The organism is Pseudonocardia phyllosphaerae (genome assembly GCF_046546475.1).
Classification (GTDB): Bacteria; Actinomycetota; Actinomycetes; order Mycobacteriales; family Pseudonocardiaceae; genus Pseudonocardia; species Pseudonocardia phyllosphaerae.
In genome coordinates, this window is record NZ_JBKGXS010000006.1 from 110901 (window position 1) to 129479 (window position 18579).

17 protein-coding genes are annotated in these 18579 nt (G+C 76.6%); 11 read left to right on the forward strand and 6 right to left on the reverse strand.

Features of this window, described 5'->3' with window-relative positions; translation table 11 throughout:
• Nucleotides 1-26: 26 nt before the first annotated feature.
• Together ACLE50_RS14190 and ACLE50_RS14195 are read right to left on the reverse strand one after the other, a co-directional pair.
• On the reverse strand, nucleotides 27-1358 hold the full coding sequence (locus ACLE50_RS14190) for a serine hydrolase domain-containing protein (RefSeq protein ID WP_410943994.1): 1332 nt from the start codon (nucleotides 1356-1358) through the stop codon (nucleotides 27-29).
• Nucleotides 1359-1439: 81 nt separating this feature from the next.
• A complete protein-coding gene (locus ACLE50_RS14195; RefSeq protein ID WP_410943995.1) occupies nucleotides 1440-2240 on the reverse strand; it encodes a DNA/RNA non-specific endonuclease in 801 nt (266 codons plus the stop codon).
• A 148-nt stretch (nucleotides 2241-2388) separates the two neighbouring features.
• On the opposite strand from ACLE50_RS14195, the gene ACLE50_RS14200 reads away from it, so the two are divergent.
• The 4 genes from ACLE50_RS14200 to ACLE50_RS14215 are packed head-to-tail and all read left to right on the forward strand — an operon-like array spanning nucleotide 2389 to nucleotide 6267.
• Nucleotides 2389-3423: an ABC transporter substrate-binding protein gene (locus tag ACLE50_RS14200; protein WP_410943996.1), complete on the forward strand. Its 1035-nt coding sequence runs from the start codon at nucleotides 2389-2391 to the stop codon at nucleotides 3421-3423.
• Complete coding sequence (locus ACLE50_RS14205; RefSeq protein WP_410943997.1) at nucleotides 3420-4433, forward strand: iron chelate uptake ABC transporter family permease subunit; 1014 nt, start codon at nucleotides 3420-3422, stop codon at nucleotides 4431-4433. Before ACLE50_RS14200 ends, ACLE50_RS14205 begins: the two co-directional genes overlap by 4 nt.
• The gene (locus tag ACLE50_RS14210) at nucleotides 4430-5467 is read left to right on the forward strand and encodes a FecCD family ABC transporter permease (RefSeq protein ID WP_410943998.1); all 1038 of its coding nucleotides are present in this window, start codon (nucleotides 4430-4432) and stop codon (nucleotides 5465-5467) included. Before ACLE50_RS14205 ends, ACLE50_RS14210 begins: the two co-directional genes overlap by 4 nt.
• Nucleotides 5464-6267, forward strand: a complete 804-nt coding sequence (locus ACLE50_RS14215; protein ID WP_410943999.1) for an ABC transporter ATP-binding protein — start codon at nucleotides 5464-5466, stop codon at nucleotides 6265-6267. Before ACLE50_RS14210 ends, ACLE50_RS14215 begins: the two co-directional genes overlap by 4 nt.
• On the opposite strand, the gene ACLE50_RS14220 is transcribed toward ACLE50_RS14215, so the two are convergent.
• A complete protein-coding gene (locus ACLE50_RS14220) occupies nucleotides 6257-7504 on the reverse strand; it encodes an MFS transporter (protein ID WP_410944000.1) in 1248 nt (415 codons plus the stop codon). The two genes, ACLE50_RS14215 and ACLE50_RS14220, sit on opposite strands and share 11 nt — an antisense overlap.
• Nucleotides 7505-7624: 120 nt before the next feature.
• On the opposite strand from ACLE50_RS14220, the gene amiA reads away from it, so the two are divergent.
• The 5 genes from amiA (at nucleotide 7625) to ACLE50_RS14245 (ending at nucleotide 12511) form a co-directional block, all read left to right on the forward strand.
• Nucleotides 7625-7759 carry a streptamidine family RiPP gene (gene amiA / locus ACLE50_RS14225; RefSeq protein ID WP_410944001.1) on the forward strand — a complete coding sequence of 45 codons (135 nt, stop codon included), beginning with the start codon at nucleotides 7625-7627 and terminating at the stop codon, nucleotides 7757-7759.
• A 78-nt stretch (nucleotides 7760-7837) separates the two neighbouring features.
• On the forward strand, nucleotides 7838-8611 hold the full coding sequence (locus ACLE50_RS14230; RefSeq protein ID WP_410944002.1) for a hypothetical protein: 774 nt from the start codon (nucleotides 7838-7840) through the stop codon (nucleotides 8609-8611).
• Nucleotides 8608-10077 (forward strand): CocE/NonD family hydrolase, encoded by a 1470-nt coding sequence (locus ACLE50_RS14235; protein WP_410944003.1) that lies wholly within the window; start codon nucleotides 8608-8610, stop codon nucleotides 10075-10077. The genes ACLE50_RS14230 and ACLE50_RS14235 overlap by 4 nt, the downstream gene beginning before the upstream one ends.
• Nucleotides 10074-11426, forward strand: coding sequence for a YcaO-like family protein (locus ACLE50_RS14240; RefSeq protein ID WP_410944004.1), 1353 nt, complete (start codon nucleotides 10074-10076; stop codon nucleotides 11424-11426). The genes ACLE50_RS14235 and ACLE50_RS14240 overlap by 4 nt, the downstream gene beginning before the upstream one ends.
• Before the next feature lie 23 nt (nucleotides 11427-11449).
• The gene (locus ACLE50_RS14245) at nucleotides 11450-12511 is read left to right on the forward strand and encodes a hypothetical protein (RefSeq protein ID WP_410944005.1); all 1062 of its coding nucleotides are present in this window, start codon (nucleotides 11450-11452) and stop codon (nucleotides 12509-12511) included.
• 7 nt (nucleotides 12512-12518) lie between these two features.
• Here the strand turns inward: ACLE50_RS14245 and ACLE50_RS14250 are convergent, their stop codons facing one another.
• Nucleotides 12519-13505: a proteasome assembly chaperone family protein gene (locus ACLE50_RS14250; RefSeq protein ID WP_410944006.1), complete on the reverse strand. Its 987-nt coding sequence runs from the start codon at nucleotides 13503-13505 to the stop codon at nucleotides 12519-12521.
• Between the two features lie 213 nt (nucleotides 13506-13718).
• Here ACLE50_RS14250 and ACLE50_RS14255 point away from each other — a divergent pair, with 213 nt between their 5' ends.
• The gene (locus ACLE50_RS14255) at nucleotides 13719-15032 is read left to right on the forward strand and encodes an MFS transporter (protein WP_410944007.1); all 1314 of its coding nucleotides are present in this window, start codon (nucleotides 13719-13721) and stop codon (nucleotides 15030-15032) included.
• A 212-nt stretch (nucleotides 15033-15244) separates the two neighbouring features.
• On the opposite strand, the gene ACLE50_RS14260 is transcribed toward ACLE50_RS14255, so the two are convergent.
• Nucleotides 15245-16315 carry a PadR family transcriptional regulator gene (locus ACLE50_RS14260; protein ID WP_410944008.1) on the reverse strand — a complete coding sequence of 357 codons (1071 nt, stop codon included), beginning with the start codon at nucleotides 16313-16315 and terminating at the stop codon, nucleotides 15245-15247.
• Nucleotides 16316-16542: 227 nt separating this feature from the next.
• Between ACLE50_RS14260 and ACLE50_RS14265 the strand changes: the two genes are divergently transcribed.
• On the forward strand, nucleotides 16543-16941 hold the full coding sequence (locus tag ACLE50_RS14265) for a hypothetical protein (RefSeq protein ID WP_410944009.1): 399 nt from the start codon (nucleotides 16543-16545) through the stop codon (nucleotides 16939-16941).
• Nucleotides 16942-16987: 46 nt separating this feature from the next.
• On the opposite strand, the gene ACLE50_RS14270 is transcribed toward ACLE50_RS14265, so the two are convergent.
• The gene (locus tag ACLE50_RS14270; protein WP_410944010.1) at nucleotides 16988-18568 is read right to left on the reverse strand and encodes a thiamine pyrophosphate-binding protein; all 1581 of its coding nucleotides are present in this window, start codon (nucleotides 18566-18568) and stop codon (nucleotides 16988-16990) included.
• Nucleotides 18569-18579: the final 11 nt, after the last annotated feature.

Below are 18579 nucleotides of genomic sequence, written 5' to 3' on the forward strand. Positions count from 1 at the left end.
GATCTTGACCCGGGGAGCGGGCGCGATCAGTGCACGCGTGGGGACCAGCCTGCCTCGTCGACACCACCCGGGACCGGCGCGTCGGCGGCATAGGGGGTGCGGGTGAACACGAACGTCGCCAGCCAGAGGTGGTCGGCGGAGACCCGCAGCGTCTCGCCTGCGAAGTAGCCGTCGAGACCGACCCAGGACCCGTCGCCGCGCGGGCGGAACCGCGAGGACCGGCCCGGCCGGCCGAGCCCGCCCAGGTGCAGCAGGCCGCCCGGCACCGCGCGCAGCGCGTACGGAGCAGGCCCCCAGAACCACGGGCCCAGCACCGACGGGTCCACCGGCGAGGCCTCCGGCACCCACGCGTCCACGATCCGGGGCTCGGCCGCGCGGACGTCGGCGAGCAGGCCCGGGGCCAGCGCGGAGTCCAGGCCCGCGGTGGTGTTGGCCAGCGCGAGCGCGGCGGTGCCCTCGGCGCGGTCGGCCCACAGCCCGGCGAGGAACCCGGGCATCGACCCGCCGTGCCCGACGAGCGTGGCGTCCTCGAGGCGCAGGATCTGCACGCCGAGGCCGTAGGACACCCAGGACGGCGCCGCCGCGTCGACCCCGGCGGGCAGCGTCATCTCCTCGACGGTGTCCGGGGACAGGACGCCACCGGTGTCGCCGAGCAGGAACGCGCCGAGCCGCCCGAGGTCGGTCGCGGTGCACCACAGCTGCCCGGCCGGGGCCATCACCCCCGCGTGGTGCTCGGGCTCGGGCAGCGTGATCTCGGCCCACGGGTGCACCGCGAAGCCCTGCGCGGCAGGTGCTTCCGGGCGCGGGGAGGTGCGGGTCATGCCGAGCGGGAGCAGCACCTCCTCGCGGGCGACGTCGGTCCACTCCCGCCCGCGGGCCCGGGCGACGAGTTCGCCGAGCAGCCCGAAACCGAGGTTGGAGTAGTGGAAGTGCCGGGCGGCGGGCAGCACGCGGTCGTCGTCGGACAGGGCGAGCTCGTCGAGCGTGCCGCCCGGTGTCCGCTCCCACCACTGCCCGGGGCTCTCCGCCCCGGCGCCGGCGAGATGGGAGAGCAGCTGGCCGACGGTGCGGTCGCCGAGCGGGGTGCCGGGCAGGTGGTCCTCGAGCCGGTCGTCGAGGTCGAGGCGGCCCTCGTCGCGCAGCCGGAGCACGGTGACCGCGCAGACGGTCTTGGTGATCGAGCCGATCCGGTACTGGACGTCGTCCACCGGCTCGTCGACGGCGCCGCGCCCGGCGTGCCAGGCGAGTGCGCCGTCACGGACGACGCCCGCGACCAGGGACGGGGCCCTGGCGTCGCGCTGGGCGCGGGCGACGCGGGCGAGCAGGGTGCGCTGGGTGGCGGGGAGCAGGTCGGTCACGCCGCCCGACGGTAGTGCCGGGCGGCGCCCCGATGCCTGCAGGCCCGGCCCGGAGCCGGGCTCAGGAGTTCCCGGACGGGGTCAGAGTCCCTGGATGTCGTCGTAGGAGTGCAGCCGCACCGCCCGCTCGGACAGCGCCGACGGGCCACCGGCCGGGACCGGCATCCGGTCGGCGGCGAGCAGCGGGCCGAGGTCGAGGTGGGTCAGCTCGGCGATCCGGGCCACCGGCACCTGGAAGGTCTTGAACGGCCCGAGCGGCGGCGGCTCGCCCTCGGGGGTCTCGTCGAGGTGCAGGTCCGGGGTCTGGTCGAGCAGGTAGCCGGTGGTGCCGAGCTTCCCGCCGTCGACGAACGCGCCGATCTTCCAGAACAGCCGAGGGATCTTCAGGCCGCGGTACTCCGGGTCGTCGTCGGCCAGCACCGGGCCGGTGAACACGACGAGCTTGCGGTCGTTGTCGCCCGCGTTGTGCAGCAGGTAGTCCTCGAGCCCGCCCCAGGTCTCCTTGTCCTGGTTGAACTTCGAGGCCTGCGGCGCGGCGTTGGTGTAGTGGAACGTCGCCGACTCGGCCTGCGCGGCCTCGTCCGGGGTGCCCCACACCGGGTCCTGCCGGCGGACCAGGTGGCCGCGGTCCAGGTCGTTCTTGGAGTAGATGTCCTCGCCGGCCTGCTGGTCGGCGGGGAGGCGCTCGTCGAGGCGCCAGTCGTCGGAGCGCGGGAGCTCGTGCAGCGTCGCGCCGTCGATGGTCACGCCGGTGACCGCGGCGAGGCGCCGGTCGGGGCGGTGCACCGTCGCGAAGTGCGGGTAGTCCAGCGGCACGGTCGCGACGCCCGGGGCGGTGGGCATCGGAGCGGGGAGGCCGAGGAAGTTCGGGTCGAAGCTCATCCGCCGCACCGTAGGGCCTCGGGGTGAACGGCCGGGGGACGCACGCGGGCGTGCCCGGAGCCCCGGTGCGGCGGGCGGGTCGGCGAACCGGACGAACGTGACGGGGATCGCTGGATCGCGTTAATGAAAATGACTACTGTTTTGCTCCATGCCTCCGCCTCGGCCAGCCGCCCTCCGCGACCGTTCCCTGCTGCGCCGCCACGGAATCCGCGCCGCACCGGTCCTCCTCGCCGCGGCGCTGCTCGCCGGCTGCAGCACCGGCGGCGACCCCGGCGCGTCCCCGCAGCCGCCGGCACCGCCGGTGGACCGGGCCGTCGCTCCGCTCGCCCCGGCGACCACGGTCACCGACCCGGCCGGGACCACGGTCGGTGTCGGGCGGCCCCCGAAGCGGATCGTGTGCCTGAGCGGGCTCTGCGACGACATGCTCGTCGAACTGGGCATGACCCCCACCGGTACGTCCACCCCGGCCCTGCTCGCGAACCCGGCGCTGCTCGGGGCGAAGGCACGGTCGGTGCCGGTGGTGAAGGGCAGCTTCGGCAGCGAGGACGTCGAGTCGATCGCCGCCCTGAAGCCCGACCTCGTCATCGGGATCACCGGAGTCCACGAGCCGCTCCGGCCGGCGATCGAGCGGTTCGCCCCGGTGTGGCTCACCGAGCCGAGGACCTGGCAGGACTCGGTCGGCTACCTGCGTGCCCTCGGCTCGCTCACCGGGCGGACCGGCGAGGCCACGGCCGCCGAGCAGCGCTTCCGTGACACCCTCGCCGACGGCGTCCAGCAGGCGCGCGACACCGGCAGGGCGGGGCGGACGGTGCTGCTCATGTACGGCAGCGCCGACTCCATCGGCGTCGACACCACCGGGACCGTGAACGGCGACGTGCTCGGCACCCTGTACCGGTACCCGTTCCCGCCGCAGGGTTCCGACGCCGAGAGCGCGAGCACCTACAGCGTCGAGGACATCCTCGCGAAGGCCCCCGACGTCGTGTTCGCCTACTCGCTGCTGTTCTCCTCCGACGACGAGAAGGTGACCGACCAGCTCGCGGCCAACCCCGTCTGGAAACAGGTCCCGGCCGTCGCCCAGGGGCAGGTCCACGAGATGAACGCGCGGCTGTGGGGCAGCGGGCGCGGCACGCGCAGCCTCGGCGAGATCGTGCGGCAGTCGCTTGCCGTCGTCCCCGGCTCGTGAGACGCACCCTCCTGACCACCGGGTGTGTCGCCGCCGCGGCGGCGCTGGCCGCGCTCGTCCTCGGCACCGGCAGTCCCGCGGTTCCGCCGCAGCAGCTGCCCGCCGTGCTGGCCGGGGACGGCCCCGCGCACGTGCTGGTCACGCAGCTGCGGCTGCCGCGACTCGTGCTGGGCGTGCTCGCCGGGGCCGCGCTCGGCGCCGCCGGGATGCTGCTGCAGACCTCCCTGCGCAACCCGCTCGCGGTCCCGGAGCTGCTGGGTGTGTCCTCCGGCGCCGCGGCCGCCGTCGCGATCACGATCGTCACCGGTGCGGCGGTGCCGTTCGCTCCGTTGCTGCCCGCCGTGCTCGGTGCTGCGGCCGGTGGGGCGCTGACGCTGCTCGCCGTGCGCGGCGCGGTCGGCCCGGCCGCGGTCCTGCTGATCGGAGCCGGCGTCGGTGCGGCGCTGCAGGCACTGCTGCTGTCCGCGGTCGCGCTGACCGGGTCGCAGGAGCAGGGGGTGCTGGTCCGCTACCTGCTCGGCTCCCTGACGGGGACGACCTGGCCGGTCGTCGCCGCGGCGGTCCCGGGGCTGGTCCTCGCACTGCCCGCGGCCGTCGCCGTGCTGCCCGCGCTGGAGCTGCTCCGTCTCGGCGACACGGCGGCGAGCGTGCTGGGCCTGCGCACCGGGGCGGCCCGCGCCGCGGTGCTGGGGACGGCGTGCCTGCTGGTCGCCTCGGTCGTCGGGCCGTGCGGCCCGGTCGCCTGGGTCGGGTTCCTCGCGCCGCAGGTGGTGCGGTTCGTCGCGCCCGCCGCCGGGCCGTTGCTGCGCCTCGCCTGCTCTGCGGGGTGCGGGGCGGTGATCGTGGTGGTGGCGGACCTGGTGGCCCGGTCGGTGCTCCATCCGGTGGAGCTGCCCGCGGGCGGGCTCACCGCGGTCGTCGCGATCGCACTCGGCGGGGTGCCTGCCGGGATGCGGGCGCTGCGCCGCCGTCCGGGTGGCGAGCGGCCGGGCGCGGTGGTGGCGCCGTGAGCCTCACCGGACGGTTCGCGCTGCTCGGCGCCGGTGTCGTGGTCACCGGGGTGCTCGGGCTGCTCGCCGGGACCACCGTCTCCCCGGCCGGGGCACTCGCCGCACTGGGCGGCCGGGCTGATCCGCTCAGCACGGCGCTGGTGCTCGACCTGCGGCTTCCGCGGGTGCTGGTCGGCGGGGCCGCCGGCGCCTGTCTCGGGGTGGCCGGGGTGGTGCTGCAGGCGGTGCTGCGCAACCCGCTGGCCTCACCGGAGGTGACCGGCGTCGGCTCGGGTGCGGTGCTGGGCGCGGTGTGCGCGACGCTGCTCGGCGGCGCCGTCGCGAGCCCGCTCGGGGTGCTCGCCGTCGCCGTCGCCGGGGGGATGCTCGGTGGCGGAGTGCTGTGGCTGGTCGCCGGCCGGGCGGCCGGGGTCGGGGGAACCGACCCGCTGCGCCTGGCCGTGGTCGGTGTGCTGGTGTCGGCGGTGCTCGCCGGCGCGAGCCTGTTGCTGCTCACCGCACGCCCGCAGCTGGCCGGGTCGCTGGCCCGGTGGCTCGTCGGCTCACTGGCCGGGCGCGGCTGGGAGCACTGGTACGCGGTGTGGCCGGTGGCACTGGTCGTACTCGTGACCGCGGTGGTGTTCGGGCCGGTCCTGGAGCTGCTCGCCGTCGACGACGACCACGCCCGCGGGGTCGGCCTCGCCGTCGACGGGTGGCGCAGTGCCGCCGTCCTGGTCGCGGTGCTGGCGACGTCCGGGGCGGTCGCCACGGTGGGCGCGCTCGCCTTCGTCGGGCTGCTGGCCCCGCACCTGGCCCGTGCCGTACTCGGCCGGCACGGCGCCGATCCGCGCGCCGGTGTACCCGCGACGGCGCTCGCCGGTGCGGCCACGGTGGCCGCCGCCGACGCCGTCGCCCAGTTCCTCACCGCCGTCGCCCCGGCCGGGGACCGGCCGCTCGGCATCCCGGCCGGTGCGGTGAGTGCCGTCGCCGGAGCGGTGGTGCTGATCGGCCTCGTCCGCCGCCGGTCCCGCACGGTCACCGGGGGAGCGGCGTGATCGGCGACGGCGACGTGCTCGCCGCCCGGGAGGTGACCGTCCGGTTCGGCGAGCACACCGTTCTCGACGGCGTCGACCTCTCCGTGCGCGGCGGCCAGTGGCTGTCGCTGGTGGGCCGCAACGGCTGCGGCAAGACCACGCTGCTGCGCGTGCTCGCCGGGCTGCACCGCCCCGACGGCGGCCGGGTGGACCTCGCCGGCCGGGCGCTGGCCGGGATGCCGCGCCGCGAGGTGGCGCGACGGATCGCGGTGCTGCCGCAGGCGCTGCCGCCGCTCGGCGGAGTGACGGTGCGGGCGCTGGTGGCGCAGGGCCGGTACGCCGTGCGCGGACCGCTGGGGATGCTCGGCGGCGGCACCGACGCCGTCGTCACCGCGGCGTTGCGCGCGACGGGCACGCTGGACCGGGCGGACGCACCCGTCGAGCGGCTCTCCGGCGGGGAACGCCAGCGGGTGCGCCTGGCACTCGCGCTGGCTCAGGACGCTCCGGTGCTGCTGCTCGACGAGCCGACGACGTTCCTCGACGTCCGTCACCAGCTGGAGGTGCTCGACCTGGTGCGTGAGCTGCAGGCCGAGCGGGACCTGACGGTCGTCGCGGTGCTGCACGACCTCGCCCAGGCCGCCCGCTGTGCGGACCGGGTGGTCGCGTTGCGCGAGGGGACCGTGTTCACCGACGGGCCGCCCGCCGATGTCGTCGACGCCCGGCTGCTGCGCGAGGTGTTCGGTGTGCACGGTCACGTCGGCAGCCAGGACGGGCGTCTGACCTGCAGCTACCTGGAGAGCAGCCGGACGGTCACGAGCTGAGCGGTACCCGCGCCGCGGTCCGCAGGGCCGGGCCCGTCCAGGCCACGACGACGCCGAAGGCGAGCACGAGAGCCCCGGCGAGCAGCGCACCGCGCGGGCCCGCCCCGGTGGAGGCGACGGCCCCGGCCAGGGCCGCGCCGGCCGGGGTCCCGACCCCCCAGGACAGCATGCGGGCGGTCGTCGACACCCGGGCGCGGGCGTGCGGCGGCGTGACCTGCTGGCGGAAGGTGACCGCGTTGAGCACGACGATCGTGTAGGCCGCACCGAACGCGGTGGCGGCCAGCAGGGCGGGGACCCAGTGCGTCGACGCGCAGACCGCGAGCGCACAGGCCGTCGATACCGGCAGCGCGGCCAGCGCGAGCCGGGCCCCGCCCCACCGCGACGACAGCCATGGCACCACCCGGGCCGCGACCAGCCCGCCGACGCCCCAGCAGGCGAACAGCAGCCCGAGCCGTGGATCTCCGGCCGGGCGGATGCCCAGTACCGCGTCCGCCCACGGCACGGTCATCGCCGCCCAGGCCCCGCCCGCGACGGCCTGGGTGGTGCCGACCAGGGTCAGTGTCCGGACGACCGGGTGCCCGAACACCAGGCCGAGCCCCTCACGGACGTCGGCCACGACCCGGGTCCGCATCCGTGAGGCCGGTTCCGGGGACAGCCGGCCGCGTACCGAGCGCACGAGCACCGCCGATCCGGCGGCGGCGACGGCGGCGAGGACCATCAGCCCGGCCGGCGCGAGGACCGCGATCGCGAGCCCGGCCAGCGGCGGCACCAGCAGCTCCACCAGCGTCGTCGCGCCGAACAGCCGCGCCCACGCCTCGGTCAGCCGGTCCTCCCCGGCCAGGGTGGGCAGCGCACCGAAGTTCGCCGCGTCGAAGAAGACGAACGCGGTCTGGGTGACGGCCGCGGTGCCCAGCAGCTGCCACGGTGTCAGTGCGTCGAACCACCACCCGAGCGGCACGGCGGCCAGCGCCGCCGCGGTCAGCAGGTCGCAGCCGACCATCACGCTCCGGCGGTCGACGCGGTCGGCCAGTGCCCCCGCGAGCAGTCCCAGGAGCAGGTATGGCACGGCCTCGGCCGCGGCGATCGCGGCGGTCCACGCGGGGGAGCCGGTGAGCCGGTAGGCGAGCACCGGCAGCGCGACGGCGACGACCAGTGCGCCGGCCACCGACACCACCCGGGCAGTGAGGTAACGGCGCAGGTCGGCGTCGGCCGGACACGCGCGGGCGGGCACGATCACGCCCGGACCCTAGATGAAAACGAGTGTCGACAACAACGCGGGTTACGTCACTGTTGAAAATGAATGTCGTTTATGACCTGATGGTGTGGTCCAACCCGGACACCACCGAGGAGGAAAACCATGCGCGACGTGTTCACCGAGCTCGAGGCCGAGCGGGCGCTGCCGCACAACTCCGCCAGCCACTCCAACGCGCTGGTCGAGAATCCGTTCGACGCCGTCGAGGCGCCGGCCGAGGACCACGCCGACCAGAGCTGACCGAGCCGGCCGCGGGCCCGGTACCGGGGAACCGGTGCCGGGCCCGCGGCGCGGACACGGAACGAGGAGGGCGGGCTGGTGCAGGAGATCACGGGGCTGCGGCCGGGAGTGGCGTTGTTCGAGGTCCCGGGGCGGGGGAACGCGCTGCGGACCGCGTCCGGGCGGCTGGTCGGGGTCGATCTGCCCGGCTCCGCGGTGGCCGCGCTCGACGCCTGGTTCGCGGATCCGGGCGGGGCACGCCCGGACGGGCTGGACGGCGAGATCGCCGCCTTCGCCGCGGCGGGACACCTGCGCTCCACGGGACCGGCCCCGACGGTGCGGGTCGCGGTGCTCGGCACCGGGCCGCTGGCCGACGCGGTGGCCGCCGTGCTGGCCGGTCCCGGCACGGTGCCCGCCCCCGTGTCCGGGGCGGACGCCGTCTGTGCCGTCGGCGACGGCCCGGCCCCGGAGGCGTGGACCGCCCACGACGACCTCCCCGGGCGAGGCGTCGCCTGGTTCCGGCTCTCGGTGGAGGGCAGGCACGGGATCATCGAGCCGCCCGCGGTCGTCCCCGGGGACGCGGGACACGCCGACGTCCGGGCCCGCCGGCTCGCCGCCGCGGGCTCGGCGCACCCGCACCTGGCCGCGTACTGGGCCGCCACGGCCGGCCAGGCCGGGGCGGGTGAACGGGAGCTGCTCGCGGCGCTGCTGGCCGCCGACGTCCGCGCCTGGGCCCGTGGCGACACGCATCCAGCAGCCGGCGACCTCGTGCCCGCAGCGCTGCCCGCGCGGCGCCGGCTGCGGGTCGTCGACCTCGATACCGGTGCGATCGCGGACCACCCGTTGCTGCCGGTCCCCGAGCAGGCGCCGTGACCGGCGTGCGCGACGACCGCATCAGCTCGCCGGAGATCGTCACCGGGGACGGGGTGCGGCTGGCCGCCACCCTGGTCCGGCCGGACGCCACCACATGGCCCGCGGTGCTGATCCGGACCCCGTACGGGCGGGAGAACCTGCTCGGCGAGGCCCGCGGCTGGGCCGCGCGTGGCTTCGGCTGCCTGGTCGTCGACGTCCGCGGGCGCGGCGGCTCCGGCGGGGAGTTCCGGCCCTACTCCCACGAGCAGCGTGACGGTGCCACGTGTCTGGCGACGCTGCGTGCCCTCGACGGCTGCGACGGCCGTGTGGTGGCCGCCGGGGCGTCCTACGGTGCGTACTGCGCGGTCCTCACCGCACTCACCGAGCCGGACCTCGCCGGCGTACTCGCCGCCGTCCCCGCCCTCGGTCGTGGGGAGACCGCCCGCGAACCCGGTGGCGCCGCCCGGCTGAACTGCCGGATCGGCTGGTGGAGCGAGCACGGTGACGGCGCCGGAGTGCCGCCGCCGGACGCCCTGTACGGACCCGCACCCGTCGCCGCCGTCCCCGGTGACCCGCCCGGCTGGCGGGAGCTGTGGGAGGCCCCGGTCCGCGACCCGTGGCTCTGGGGCGGGGCGGTCCGCTGCCGGGTTCCGCTGCTCGCTGTCGGTGGCACCGGCGACCCCTTCGCACAGCTCACCTGGGATCTGGCGGCCGCGTGGGGCGGCCCGGCGCGGTTGGTGCTGGGGCCGTGGGGCCACGACCTGGACGCGTCGGGCCCGGGCCGCGCACTGGCCGGACGGCGGATCGGTGCCGTCTACGAGCGCTGGGCCCGGGCGGCGGTCGAGAACCGGCTGCGCGGCCGCGGTGCGGTGGCCGCGGTGGACACCGACGGGGCGTGGCGCCGGGTCGCACCCGCGGCCGCGCCGGACCTGCTGCACCTCCCGCTCGACCCGGGGCCCGGAGCGGGGTTCACCGCCGACCCCGCCCGCCCGCACCGGTCCGGCACCCGGATCGTCGCCGACGGAGACCCGGCCGAGGAGAACGACTGCATCGTGCGGGCGACCGCGCCGCTTCCTGCCGGTGAGCTGTGCGGGCCGGTGGTCGTGCACCTGCGCGGCGACACCGGCGCCGCCGACGCCGACTGGGTCGTCCGGATCGGTGTCCTGCCCGGCGGGACGACCGGGCCGGTGGTGCCGCTGACCGTCGCAGTCCGGCGGCACCGGGGGCACGGGACGCACGCCGTCACCCTCACCACCCCGCCGGTCGGGACGGTGTGCGCCGAGGACGACCGGCTGGTCGTCGAGGTGGCCGGGCACCACTGGCCCGCGCACGCCCGCAACCCGCACACCGGGGTCGACCCGGCCCGCGCGACGGAGCATCGCACCGACCACCGCGTGCTGCGCGACCTCGCGCTCGACCTGCCGTTCCGCCCGTCCGGTACCGGGGCCGTCCCGGCCGCCGACGTCTGCGAGGAGATCGCCCCGTGACCACCGCCCCGTCCTTGCCCGTCCTGCCGGTGGAGGCCCTGGTCGACCCGCTGTGCGGGATCGTCCGCCGCCTCGTCGACGTCGAGCCGGTGCCGGGGCTGCCCGAGCGCTACACCGCGGTCACCGCCGAGGTGGCCGACGCCCGCCGGTTCGGCGCCTGGCCCGCGGACCGGGTCAGCCTCGGGACGACGTTCGGTGACCGGGAGGGCGCACGCACGGCCGCGCTGGGCGAGGCGGTCGAACGCTACTGCGGCAACCGGGTCCCGCCGGGGCTGCCGTTCACCACGGCCGCCGAGCTCCGCGCAGCGGGAGAGCGGGTGTGGGGGACCGGCGAGCTGCCGCTGTTCACCGCGGGTCAGCTCGCGGCGCCCGGCTTCCCCTACACCGGGTTCACCGAGGACCTCGCGGTCCGCTGGATCGCCGGCGTCGAGGAGGACGGGGACCGGACGTGGCTGCCCGCGTCGTGGGTGCTGCTCAACCACCACTCCGGGCAGCGGCGCCGGGAGCCCCGGTTCCACCACCTCAACTACGCCGGCATCGCCACCGGGGCCGATGCGACCGACGCGTTCCGCCGCGGCCTGCTCGAGCTCGTCGAACGGGATGCGCTGGAACGCTGGTGGCACCTCGGGCTCCCGTCGCACGGCATCGACCCGGCCACCGTCCCGGGGCTCGACGCGGCGCTGACCGGCGCGAGCTTCGCGGTACACCTGGTCGAGCTGCCGACCGAGTACCCGGTGTCCTGTGTGGCCGCGGTCGTCGTCGACCCGGCGACCGGCATCGTCGCCGGCGGGGGAGCGGCCCGGTTCGACCCCGCCGAGGCCGCGACGAAGGCGGTGCTGGAGGCGGTGCACACCTGGGTGTTCACCCGCGGCCTGCTCGATCCCGACGGCTGGGTGTTCGCCTCGATCGACGCCGGCGTCCTCGCCAGGGGCCTCTATCTGGACCATCGCGCCGACCGCCGGTACCGCGACGACGCTGGCCCCGGCTACGCGGCCGTCCGCGACCTCGGTGCCCAGGTGCAGGTGTGGCTGGACCCCCGGGTCCAGGAGCAGTACCTGGACCGGTTCACCGCACCCGCCACCTCCGGACCGCTCGCGACCGGCCCGGCCGGCGACCTGCCCGCGCTGCGGGCCGCGCTGGCCGCGGACGGGCACCGGGTGGCCCGTGTCGACCTCACCACCCCGGACGTCGGGCAGACGCGGTGGCGGGTGGTGCGCACCTGCGCGACCGGGCTGGTCCCCAACGCACCCGCCGCGTTCCGCTACCGGGGCCTGCCGCGCTGGGGGAAGACCGCCGCCCGGTACGGCCGGGACGGGGCCTTCGTCGACGCCCCGCCGCCGTTCCTGTGACGGTCACCGGTGTCGACCCCGTCGTGGCGCAGGCGTTCCGGCTCGCGTGGGACGGCGCGGACCCGGGGGAGACCGAGCACGCATCCCGCCCGGCGGAGACGGAGCCGCTCGGTGTGCCGGTCGCCCTGCCCGTCGACGGCGACGGCGCCGGGTCGCTGCTCGCGCTGTCCCTGGCCGCCGACCGCGACCGCGTGGCCGGCGGGGTGCGGCTCCGCCGGGTGCCCTCGGCGGGCGGCCGGTACCCGGTCGACGCGGCGGTCGGCGGCCTGCGATACGACCCGGTGGGGCACGCACTCGACGGTGCTCCTCCGGACCCGGGTGTCCCCGTGGTGCTGACGCTCGACCCGGCCCGCACCGTCTGGCGCTACGGGCCGCGATCGCTGCCGGTGCTGCTGCTCGACCTGGGGCACGCGGCGGCCGCGGTACTGGCGGCGTCGGCGGTGCTGGCGCGGCCACGGGTGGCGCGGCTGGCCGGTGGTCCGGCCGGACCGACGATCGAGTGCCGGCCGGAGAGCGGCCGCGGGCCGCGGATGAGGCCGTCGGCCCCCGGGGCGGATGCCCCGGGCGGAACGGGCGGGCCGGGGTCGGGCGTCGTCGAGGGTGGGCTGGCCGCGTGCGTCACCGGAGGACACGATCTCGGCGGGGCCCCGGCCGTCCGGCCCTCCGCCGCTGACCTGCTCCGGCGCCGTTCCGCCCCGTGGGCGGAGCTCACCGGCCCCATCCCGCCGGTGGACGCGGTGCTCGCGGCGGCCGAGCGCCGCCTCGGGCCGGGACAGACCGCCGTCGTGCTCGGCCGGAGCCATCCGCTGCTCGCCGCGCTGGCCGGTCGCGCCTGCGGTCAGCCCGCGACCGGCTCGTCGGCGGCGCTGCTGGTGGTCGCCGGCGACGTGGAGCCGGGCCCGGGCACGGCGGTGCAGTACGTGCGTGCCGGGCTCGCGGCGCACGACGCCTGGCTGGTCGCGACGGCCGCCGGGATCCCGGCCCGCCCGGTCGGGTGCTGGATCGACGCGGTGCTGCGCCGTGCCGACGGCGGCCCGGGCGCCCGCGTCCAGCACGCGTTGGCGCTCGGCTCCGTACCGCGGTAGAGCCTGCTCAGGCCGGGGCGGGCGGCGGCGGGTTCGCCGGGCCCGGCGGCTCGTGCGGCGGCTCGCCGTCGTCGTCGCGGCCGGACTTCTCCTTGTCGTCGGAGTCGGCGAGGAACCGCTCGAACTCCGCGGCCAGCTCGTCGCCGCTGGGCAGGTCGCCGCCGTCGAGGCCGTCGGTGAGGTCACCGGCCTCGCGGGCCGCGGCGACCTGGTCGTACTGCTCCTCCAGGGCCTTCACGACCTGGACGACCTCGTCGGACTCCTCCATCTGCTCGGCGATCTCGGTGTCGGCCTGCTCCGCGGCGCGGGTCAGCGTCTCGGTCGGCAGGTACAGCCCGGTCGCCAGGCCGGCGTGGTCGAGCAGGACCCGCGCGGCCTGCGGGTAGGCCGAGCGCGCGAGGTAGTGCGGGACGTGCACGGCGAAGCCCATCGCGTCCTGCCCGGCCTGGCCGAGCCGGAACTCCAGCAGCGCGGCCGCGGAGCCGGGGACCTCGGCCGTGGCGAACCACGGCGTGTGGCCCTCGACGAGCTCGGGCCGCGTCGCGTGCGCGGTGACCCCGATGGGGCGGGTGTGCGGGATGGCCATCGGGATGCCCTGCAGCGTCACGACCAGCCGGACCCCGAGCTGCTCCACCAGCAGCCCGACGGCGGCGACGAACCGCTCCCACTGGGTGTCCGGCTCCGGCCCGGACAGCAGCAGGTACTGCGTCTCGCCGGTGTCGGTGAGCGCGACGACGTCGAGCGTCGGCGGGTCGTAGTCGGCCCAGTGGTCGGTCTCGAACCGCAGCGGGGGGCGCCGCGAGCGGTAGTCGATGAGCTGGTCGACGTCGAAGGAGGCGACCCGGGTGACCTCACGCTCGTCCTTCAGCGCGCCGACGGCGAGTGCGCCCGCGTTGCCGGCGTCGACGAACCCGTCCAGCACCACGATCAGCACCGGCTCGTCGAGCTGCGGTGCGTCCGGATCGACCTGGTACAGCTGTGCGGGATCGAGCACCGATACCTCCGTGTTCTCCCGGGGGACTCGCGAGATGCGGAAGCCGGGTCTTCTCCGCGGCGCCGACCATAGTCTCCGCGGGGGACCCGGCGCCCGCCGCCGTGCGCGCGGTGCGGCGTGCTCCCAGTCGGTGGGACGGCTGTGAGACGCGCCCCGGCCCGGCCCCACCGGTTTCGTCGGGCACGTCCGGATGGCTCAGAATTGTCGTTCGTCATGACAACCTCATCCGGGCCCTCCTCGCGCGCCTACCTCGTCTGGTCCGCCGGCCTCCTCGCCTACGTCGTCGCGATCCTGCAACGCAGCTCGTTCGGCGTCGCCGGGCTCGAGGCGGCCGACCGGTTCCACGCCTCGCCGACCGTGCTGGCCGGCTTCCTCGTGCTGCAGCTGCTGGTCTACGCGCTGCTGCAGGTCCCGGTCGGGGTCCTGCTGGACCGCTTCGGTGCGAAGGCGATGGTGCTGGCCGGGGCGGTGACCATGACCGCGGGGCAGATCGTCGTCGCGCTGGCCACGTCGCTGCCGCTGGCGATCGGTGCGCGGGTGCTCGTCGGCGTCGGCGACGCGTTCACCTTCATCTCCGTGCTCTCGGTGCTGCCGGTGTGGTTCTCCGCGCGGCGGGTCCCGCTGATGACGCAGGTGACGGCGCTGCTCGGCCAGTTCGGCCAGGTGCTCTCGGCCATCCCGCTCGCGACGGTGCTGCACGGTGCCGGATGGACCGCGGCGTTCCTGTCCGCGGCCGGGGTCGGGCTCGTCGCCGGGGTGGCGGTGCTGGCCGCGTTCCGCAACCGCCCGCCCGGCAGCCCGCCGCCTGCGACGGCCGCGACCCCGCGCGAGGTGATCGACGGGCTGGTCGGTGCGTGGCGGCACCCCGGCACCCGCCTCGGGCTGTGGGCGCACGCCGGCACCCAGTTCTCCGGCCTGGTCTTCTCGCTGCTCTGGGGTGTGCCGTACCTGGTCGCCGGGCAGAGCATGTCGACGACGACGGCGTCGGTGCTGCTCACCGTGCTCGTCGCCGCCGGTGCGGTGGCCGGGCCACTGTTCGGCGAGTTCACCGCGCGGCACCCGCTGCGCCGCTCCTGGCTGGTGCTGTCGGTGATCGTCGGGACGGCTCTGGTGTGGACGATCGTGCTGCTCGTGCCGCCGCCCGCGCCGCTGTGGCTGCTGGTCGTGCTCGTCGTGGTGCTGGCGGCGAACGGGCCGTGCTCGGCCGTCGGGTTCGACTACGCCCGCACCTTCAACCCCGCGCACCGGCGGGGGACCGCGGTCGGGATCGTCAACGTCGGCGGGTTCACCGCGTCGCTGACCACGACGCTGCTCGTCGGCGCGGTGCTCAGCGCGTCGGGCGGCTACACGCCCGAGGCGTTCCGGCTGGCGTGGCTGGTGCAGTTCCCGATCTGGGTGATCACCGTGTTCGGGGTCCTGGGTGCCCGCCGGAAGGCGCGGCAGCTGCTGGCCTCGGAGGGGACCGTGGTGCCGTCGATCCGGGAGGCGATCCGGCGGGACCGTCGCACCGGCCGCCGGGTGCTCTGAGGGGTTTCGAGCCCCTGGTGCCCCGGTGTCCCTGGAGCACCGGTACCCGGAGACGCCGGTGCCCCGGAGACGCCGGAACCCCGGAGACGCCGATGCCCCGAGACGCCGATGCCCCGAGGGGCACCCTCGTCACCGTCGGCGGCAACGAGGGTGCCCCTCGGGGCGGGTGATGCGGTCCCCGTGGCGTCAGGGCACCGGGGCCGGGCCGGTGCTCACTCGGCCAGCAGGCGGTACAGCGTCTTGCGGGCCTCGGTGAGTGCCTCGGTCGCCTGCGTGACCTGCTCGGGCGTCCCGGCCGAGACGACCTGACCGGCCGCGGCGTGCAGCCGGGCCAGCTCCTCGCCGAGGGCGACGCCGGGGTCGTCGGAGGCCGCCTCGGCGTCCTCGGCGAACGGGGCCCACACCGCGTCGAGCTCGGTGCGGTGCTCCTCGACGTGCCGGGTGCCCTCCTCGGTCAGGTGGACGACGCGGCGCCCCTCGGTCTGCTCCGAGCGGACCAGGCCCTCGTCCTCCAGCTGGGAGAGCATGGGGTACACCGAGCCGGGGCTCGGCTTCCACTGCCCGCCGGAGCGTGCAGTGATCTCCTGGATGATCTCGTAGCCGTGCCGCGGACCGTCCGCGACGACGGCGAGCACCGCGTTCCGCACGTCACCGCGCGGGGTGCGGCGCCGTCCGCGGCCCCGGCCACCGGGACCGAACGGCCCGCCCGGGCCGAATCCGCGCCCACCGGGACCGAACGGTCCGCCGGGGCCGAACGGGCCACCGGGCTTGAAGCCGCCCGGCCCGAAGCCACCAGGGCCGAACGGTCCGCCGGGGCCGCGCCGTCCGCGTCCGCGGCCGCGCGGGCCGCCGAAGTCCTGGTCCTCGTCGGTGTAGTTGTCGGTGTAGTCGTCGTTGTCGTTCATGCCGGCTCCTTCCGGGCAGGGGCCGTCGGAGCGGCCGAACGGGTGGCCGTGGCGGCCGAAGGGGTGGCCGGGGTGGCCGGGGTGGCCGAACCCGGGGCCGCGGCCGAACGGCGGGCGGAAGCCCGCCCGCCGGAGCGCGCGGCGTGCGGCGCGGAGGTCGAAGCCGCCGGGGCCACCGAAGCCCGGCCGGCCGAAGCCCGGACCGCCGAAGCGGGGGCCATCGAACCGGGGGCCACAGGGGCCCGGGCCGCCGAAGGGGCCACCGGAGCCGGGACCGCCGAAGCGGCCGCCGAACCGGGGACCGGGTCCACAGGGGCCGGGGGCGTCGTCGTACTGGTCCTCGGGGTGCTGGTTCTCGGAAAAGTCGGGCGCAGTCATGGTGCGTGCTCCTCTCGTGGTGAGCCTCCTCTTCGATCGGCTCGTGTGCCATCACGATATATCGCGACTGCTCTCGATTGCAACGAGATATGTCTGAGAGTTGCCTGAGGGGGTGGGCTGAGGGAGCGGCCGAGAGCGACGCGACCGTCCGGCGGGTGGCCGACCGGGCGCCGATGGGATTGACTGTCGCCGCAGGTCCGGACGGGTCCGGACCGGAGGGGAGCGGGGTGAGCGACACCCAGGAACACGACTCGACGAAGTCGGACTCGGCCAAGGCGATGGACCTCAGCGAGGTCTCCTCGTCGCACCTGCGGGACCGGCTGTCCGCGCGGTCGGACGGTCTCGACGACCAGGTCGTCACCGCGGCCGGTGACCTGCGCACCAGCGTGGACCGGCTGGTCGCCGCACTCGGCCGCAAGAAGACCGAGCTGCTGCAGAAGGCGGTCGGGCTGGCCAGGACCGCGGCGCCGGTCGCCGGGGGCGTCGCCGTCGCCGGGATCGGAGTGGCGGTGCTGGTGCACAAGATCAAGCAGCACAAGCGGGCGAAGTACCGGCTGCCCGCCGTCGAGGACTACGCGTGGGCGCACCTCGGCGAGGAGGAGCACGCGGACCGCGCGGCCGCGTAGCGCGCACCGGGACGGCCTCCGGAGCGGAGGCCGTCCCGGCCACGGGTCAGTCCGTGGCCTCGTGCCATCGGGGCGACGTCGTGCGCGGGGGCAGCAGCGTGGCCGTGACCCGGACCAGGCACGGACGCCGCGCGGCGACGGCGTCGCGCAGCACCCCCGGCAGCTCGCCGATCGTCGCGCCGACGCCGTCGAGGCCGTACGCCCCGGCCAGTGCGACCAGGTCCGGCCCGTGCAGGTCGACCCCGGCGTGCGGGTCCCCGGCACGGGTCTGGTCGTAGCGGAGCATGCCGTAGCCGCCGTCGTCGACGACCAGGACGACGACCGGCAACCGCTCCTGCACCAGCGTCGCGAGCTCGCCGACCGCCATCGCCAGCCCGCCGTCGCCGACGACCGCCACCGTCGGCACTCCGGTGGCCGCGACCCCGACCGCGGCGGGCAGCCCGAACCCCAGCGTCCCCCAGCCGACCGGGTAGGCGAGCCCGCGCGGGCCGGACAGCCGGGCGTAGCCACCCGTCCAGTAGCCGGCGACGGCCATGTCGCAGACCACCGCCGCACCGGCCGTTCCGACCGTTTCCACCGCCTCCACCAGCGCGAACGCCTCCGCGGTCGCCGGGTCGGCGCGCAGCCGGTCCCGCACCCGGTCCGCGACGGCGGTGTCCCACCAGCGCTCGCGCGCGGGCTGCGCGCGCAGCCCCGCGAGCACCGTCGCGACGTCGCCGGTGACCGCGACGTCGGGCTCCCACTCCGGCGGGTCGGCCGGCGGGGCCGCGTCCACGGTGACGAGGACCGGTGGCCGCGGCATCGTCCAGTTGCGGGTGTTCATGCCGTCCAGCCCGCCGCCGACGACGAGCAGCACGTCCGCCGACCCGACCAGCCCGGCGATCTCCGGCTCGTGCGGCGGGGCGGCGAGCGCGCCCGGCAGCCCGCGGGCGCCGAACGCGGTGACCAGCGGGGCGCCGAGGTGGGCCGCGGTCGCGGCGAGCTCGCCGGCGGCGCCGACGGCGCCCGGTCCGGCCCAGACGACGACGTGCCCGGCGGGCAGCTCGGGGCCGGGGGAGTCGGCGGGTGCGGGGACCGCCGTGGCGCGGCCGGGACCCGGAGTGCCCGCGGGCTCGGCCAGCACGTCGGCCGGGACGTCGACGTAGACCGGGCCGCGGGGCTCCGCGAGCGCGACGGCCGCCGCCTCCCGGACCGCGGTCGCGGCCTCGTCGGCGGTGCGCGGGGTGAACACGGCCTTGGCCAGCGGCGCGAACACCGCCGCCTGGTCACGCGACTCGTGCAGCACGCCACGCAGGCGACCGGTGCGGCGCAGGCGCTGCGGGATCTCCGAGGCGACGAGCACCACCGGTGACCCGGCCGCGGCCGCCTCGCCGAACCCGGTCAGCGCGTTGGTCGCGCCCGGTCCGGTGGTGACGACGGCGGCGCCGAGCCGCCCGGTCCGCCGCGCCCAGCCGTCGGCGGCGTAGGCCGCGGTCTGCTCGTGCCGCACGACCGTCGGCGACCCGGGTCCGGTCGAGAAGAACGCGAGGTTGTGCACCCCCGGCAGGCCGAACACGGTGCCCGCGCCGGCGTCGCGCAGCACCTCCAGGACGTCGTCGGCAACGGTGCGCTCACGGGGGTCGGACACGGTCCGCGACG

What these genes read in the sequence shown, in the direction of transcription:
- ACLE50_RS14260 (WP_410944008.1), bottom strand. Translation starts at nt 16,315, where the DNA reads ATGACTGCGCCCGACTTTTCCGAGAACCAGCACCCCGAGGACCAGTAC.
- ACLE50_RS14255 (WP_410944007.1), top strand. Translation starts at nt 13,719, where the DNA reads ATGACAACCTCATCCGGGCCCTCCTCGCGCGCCTACCTCGTCTGGTCC.
- ACLE50_RS14195 (WP_410943995.1), bottom strand. Translation starts at nt 2,240, where the DNA reads ATGAGCTTCGACCCGAACTTCCTCGGCCTCCCCGCTCCGATGCCCACC.
- ACLE50_RS14200 (WP_410943996.1), top strand. Translation starts at nt 2,389, where the DNA reads ATGCCTCCGCCTCGGCCAGCCGCCCTCCGCGACCGTTCCCTGCTGCGC.
- amiA (WP_410944001.1), top strand. Translation starts at nt 7,625, where the DNA reads ATGCGCGACGTGTTCACCGAGCTCGAGGCCGAGCGGGCGCTGCCGCAC.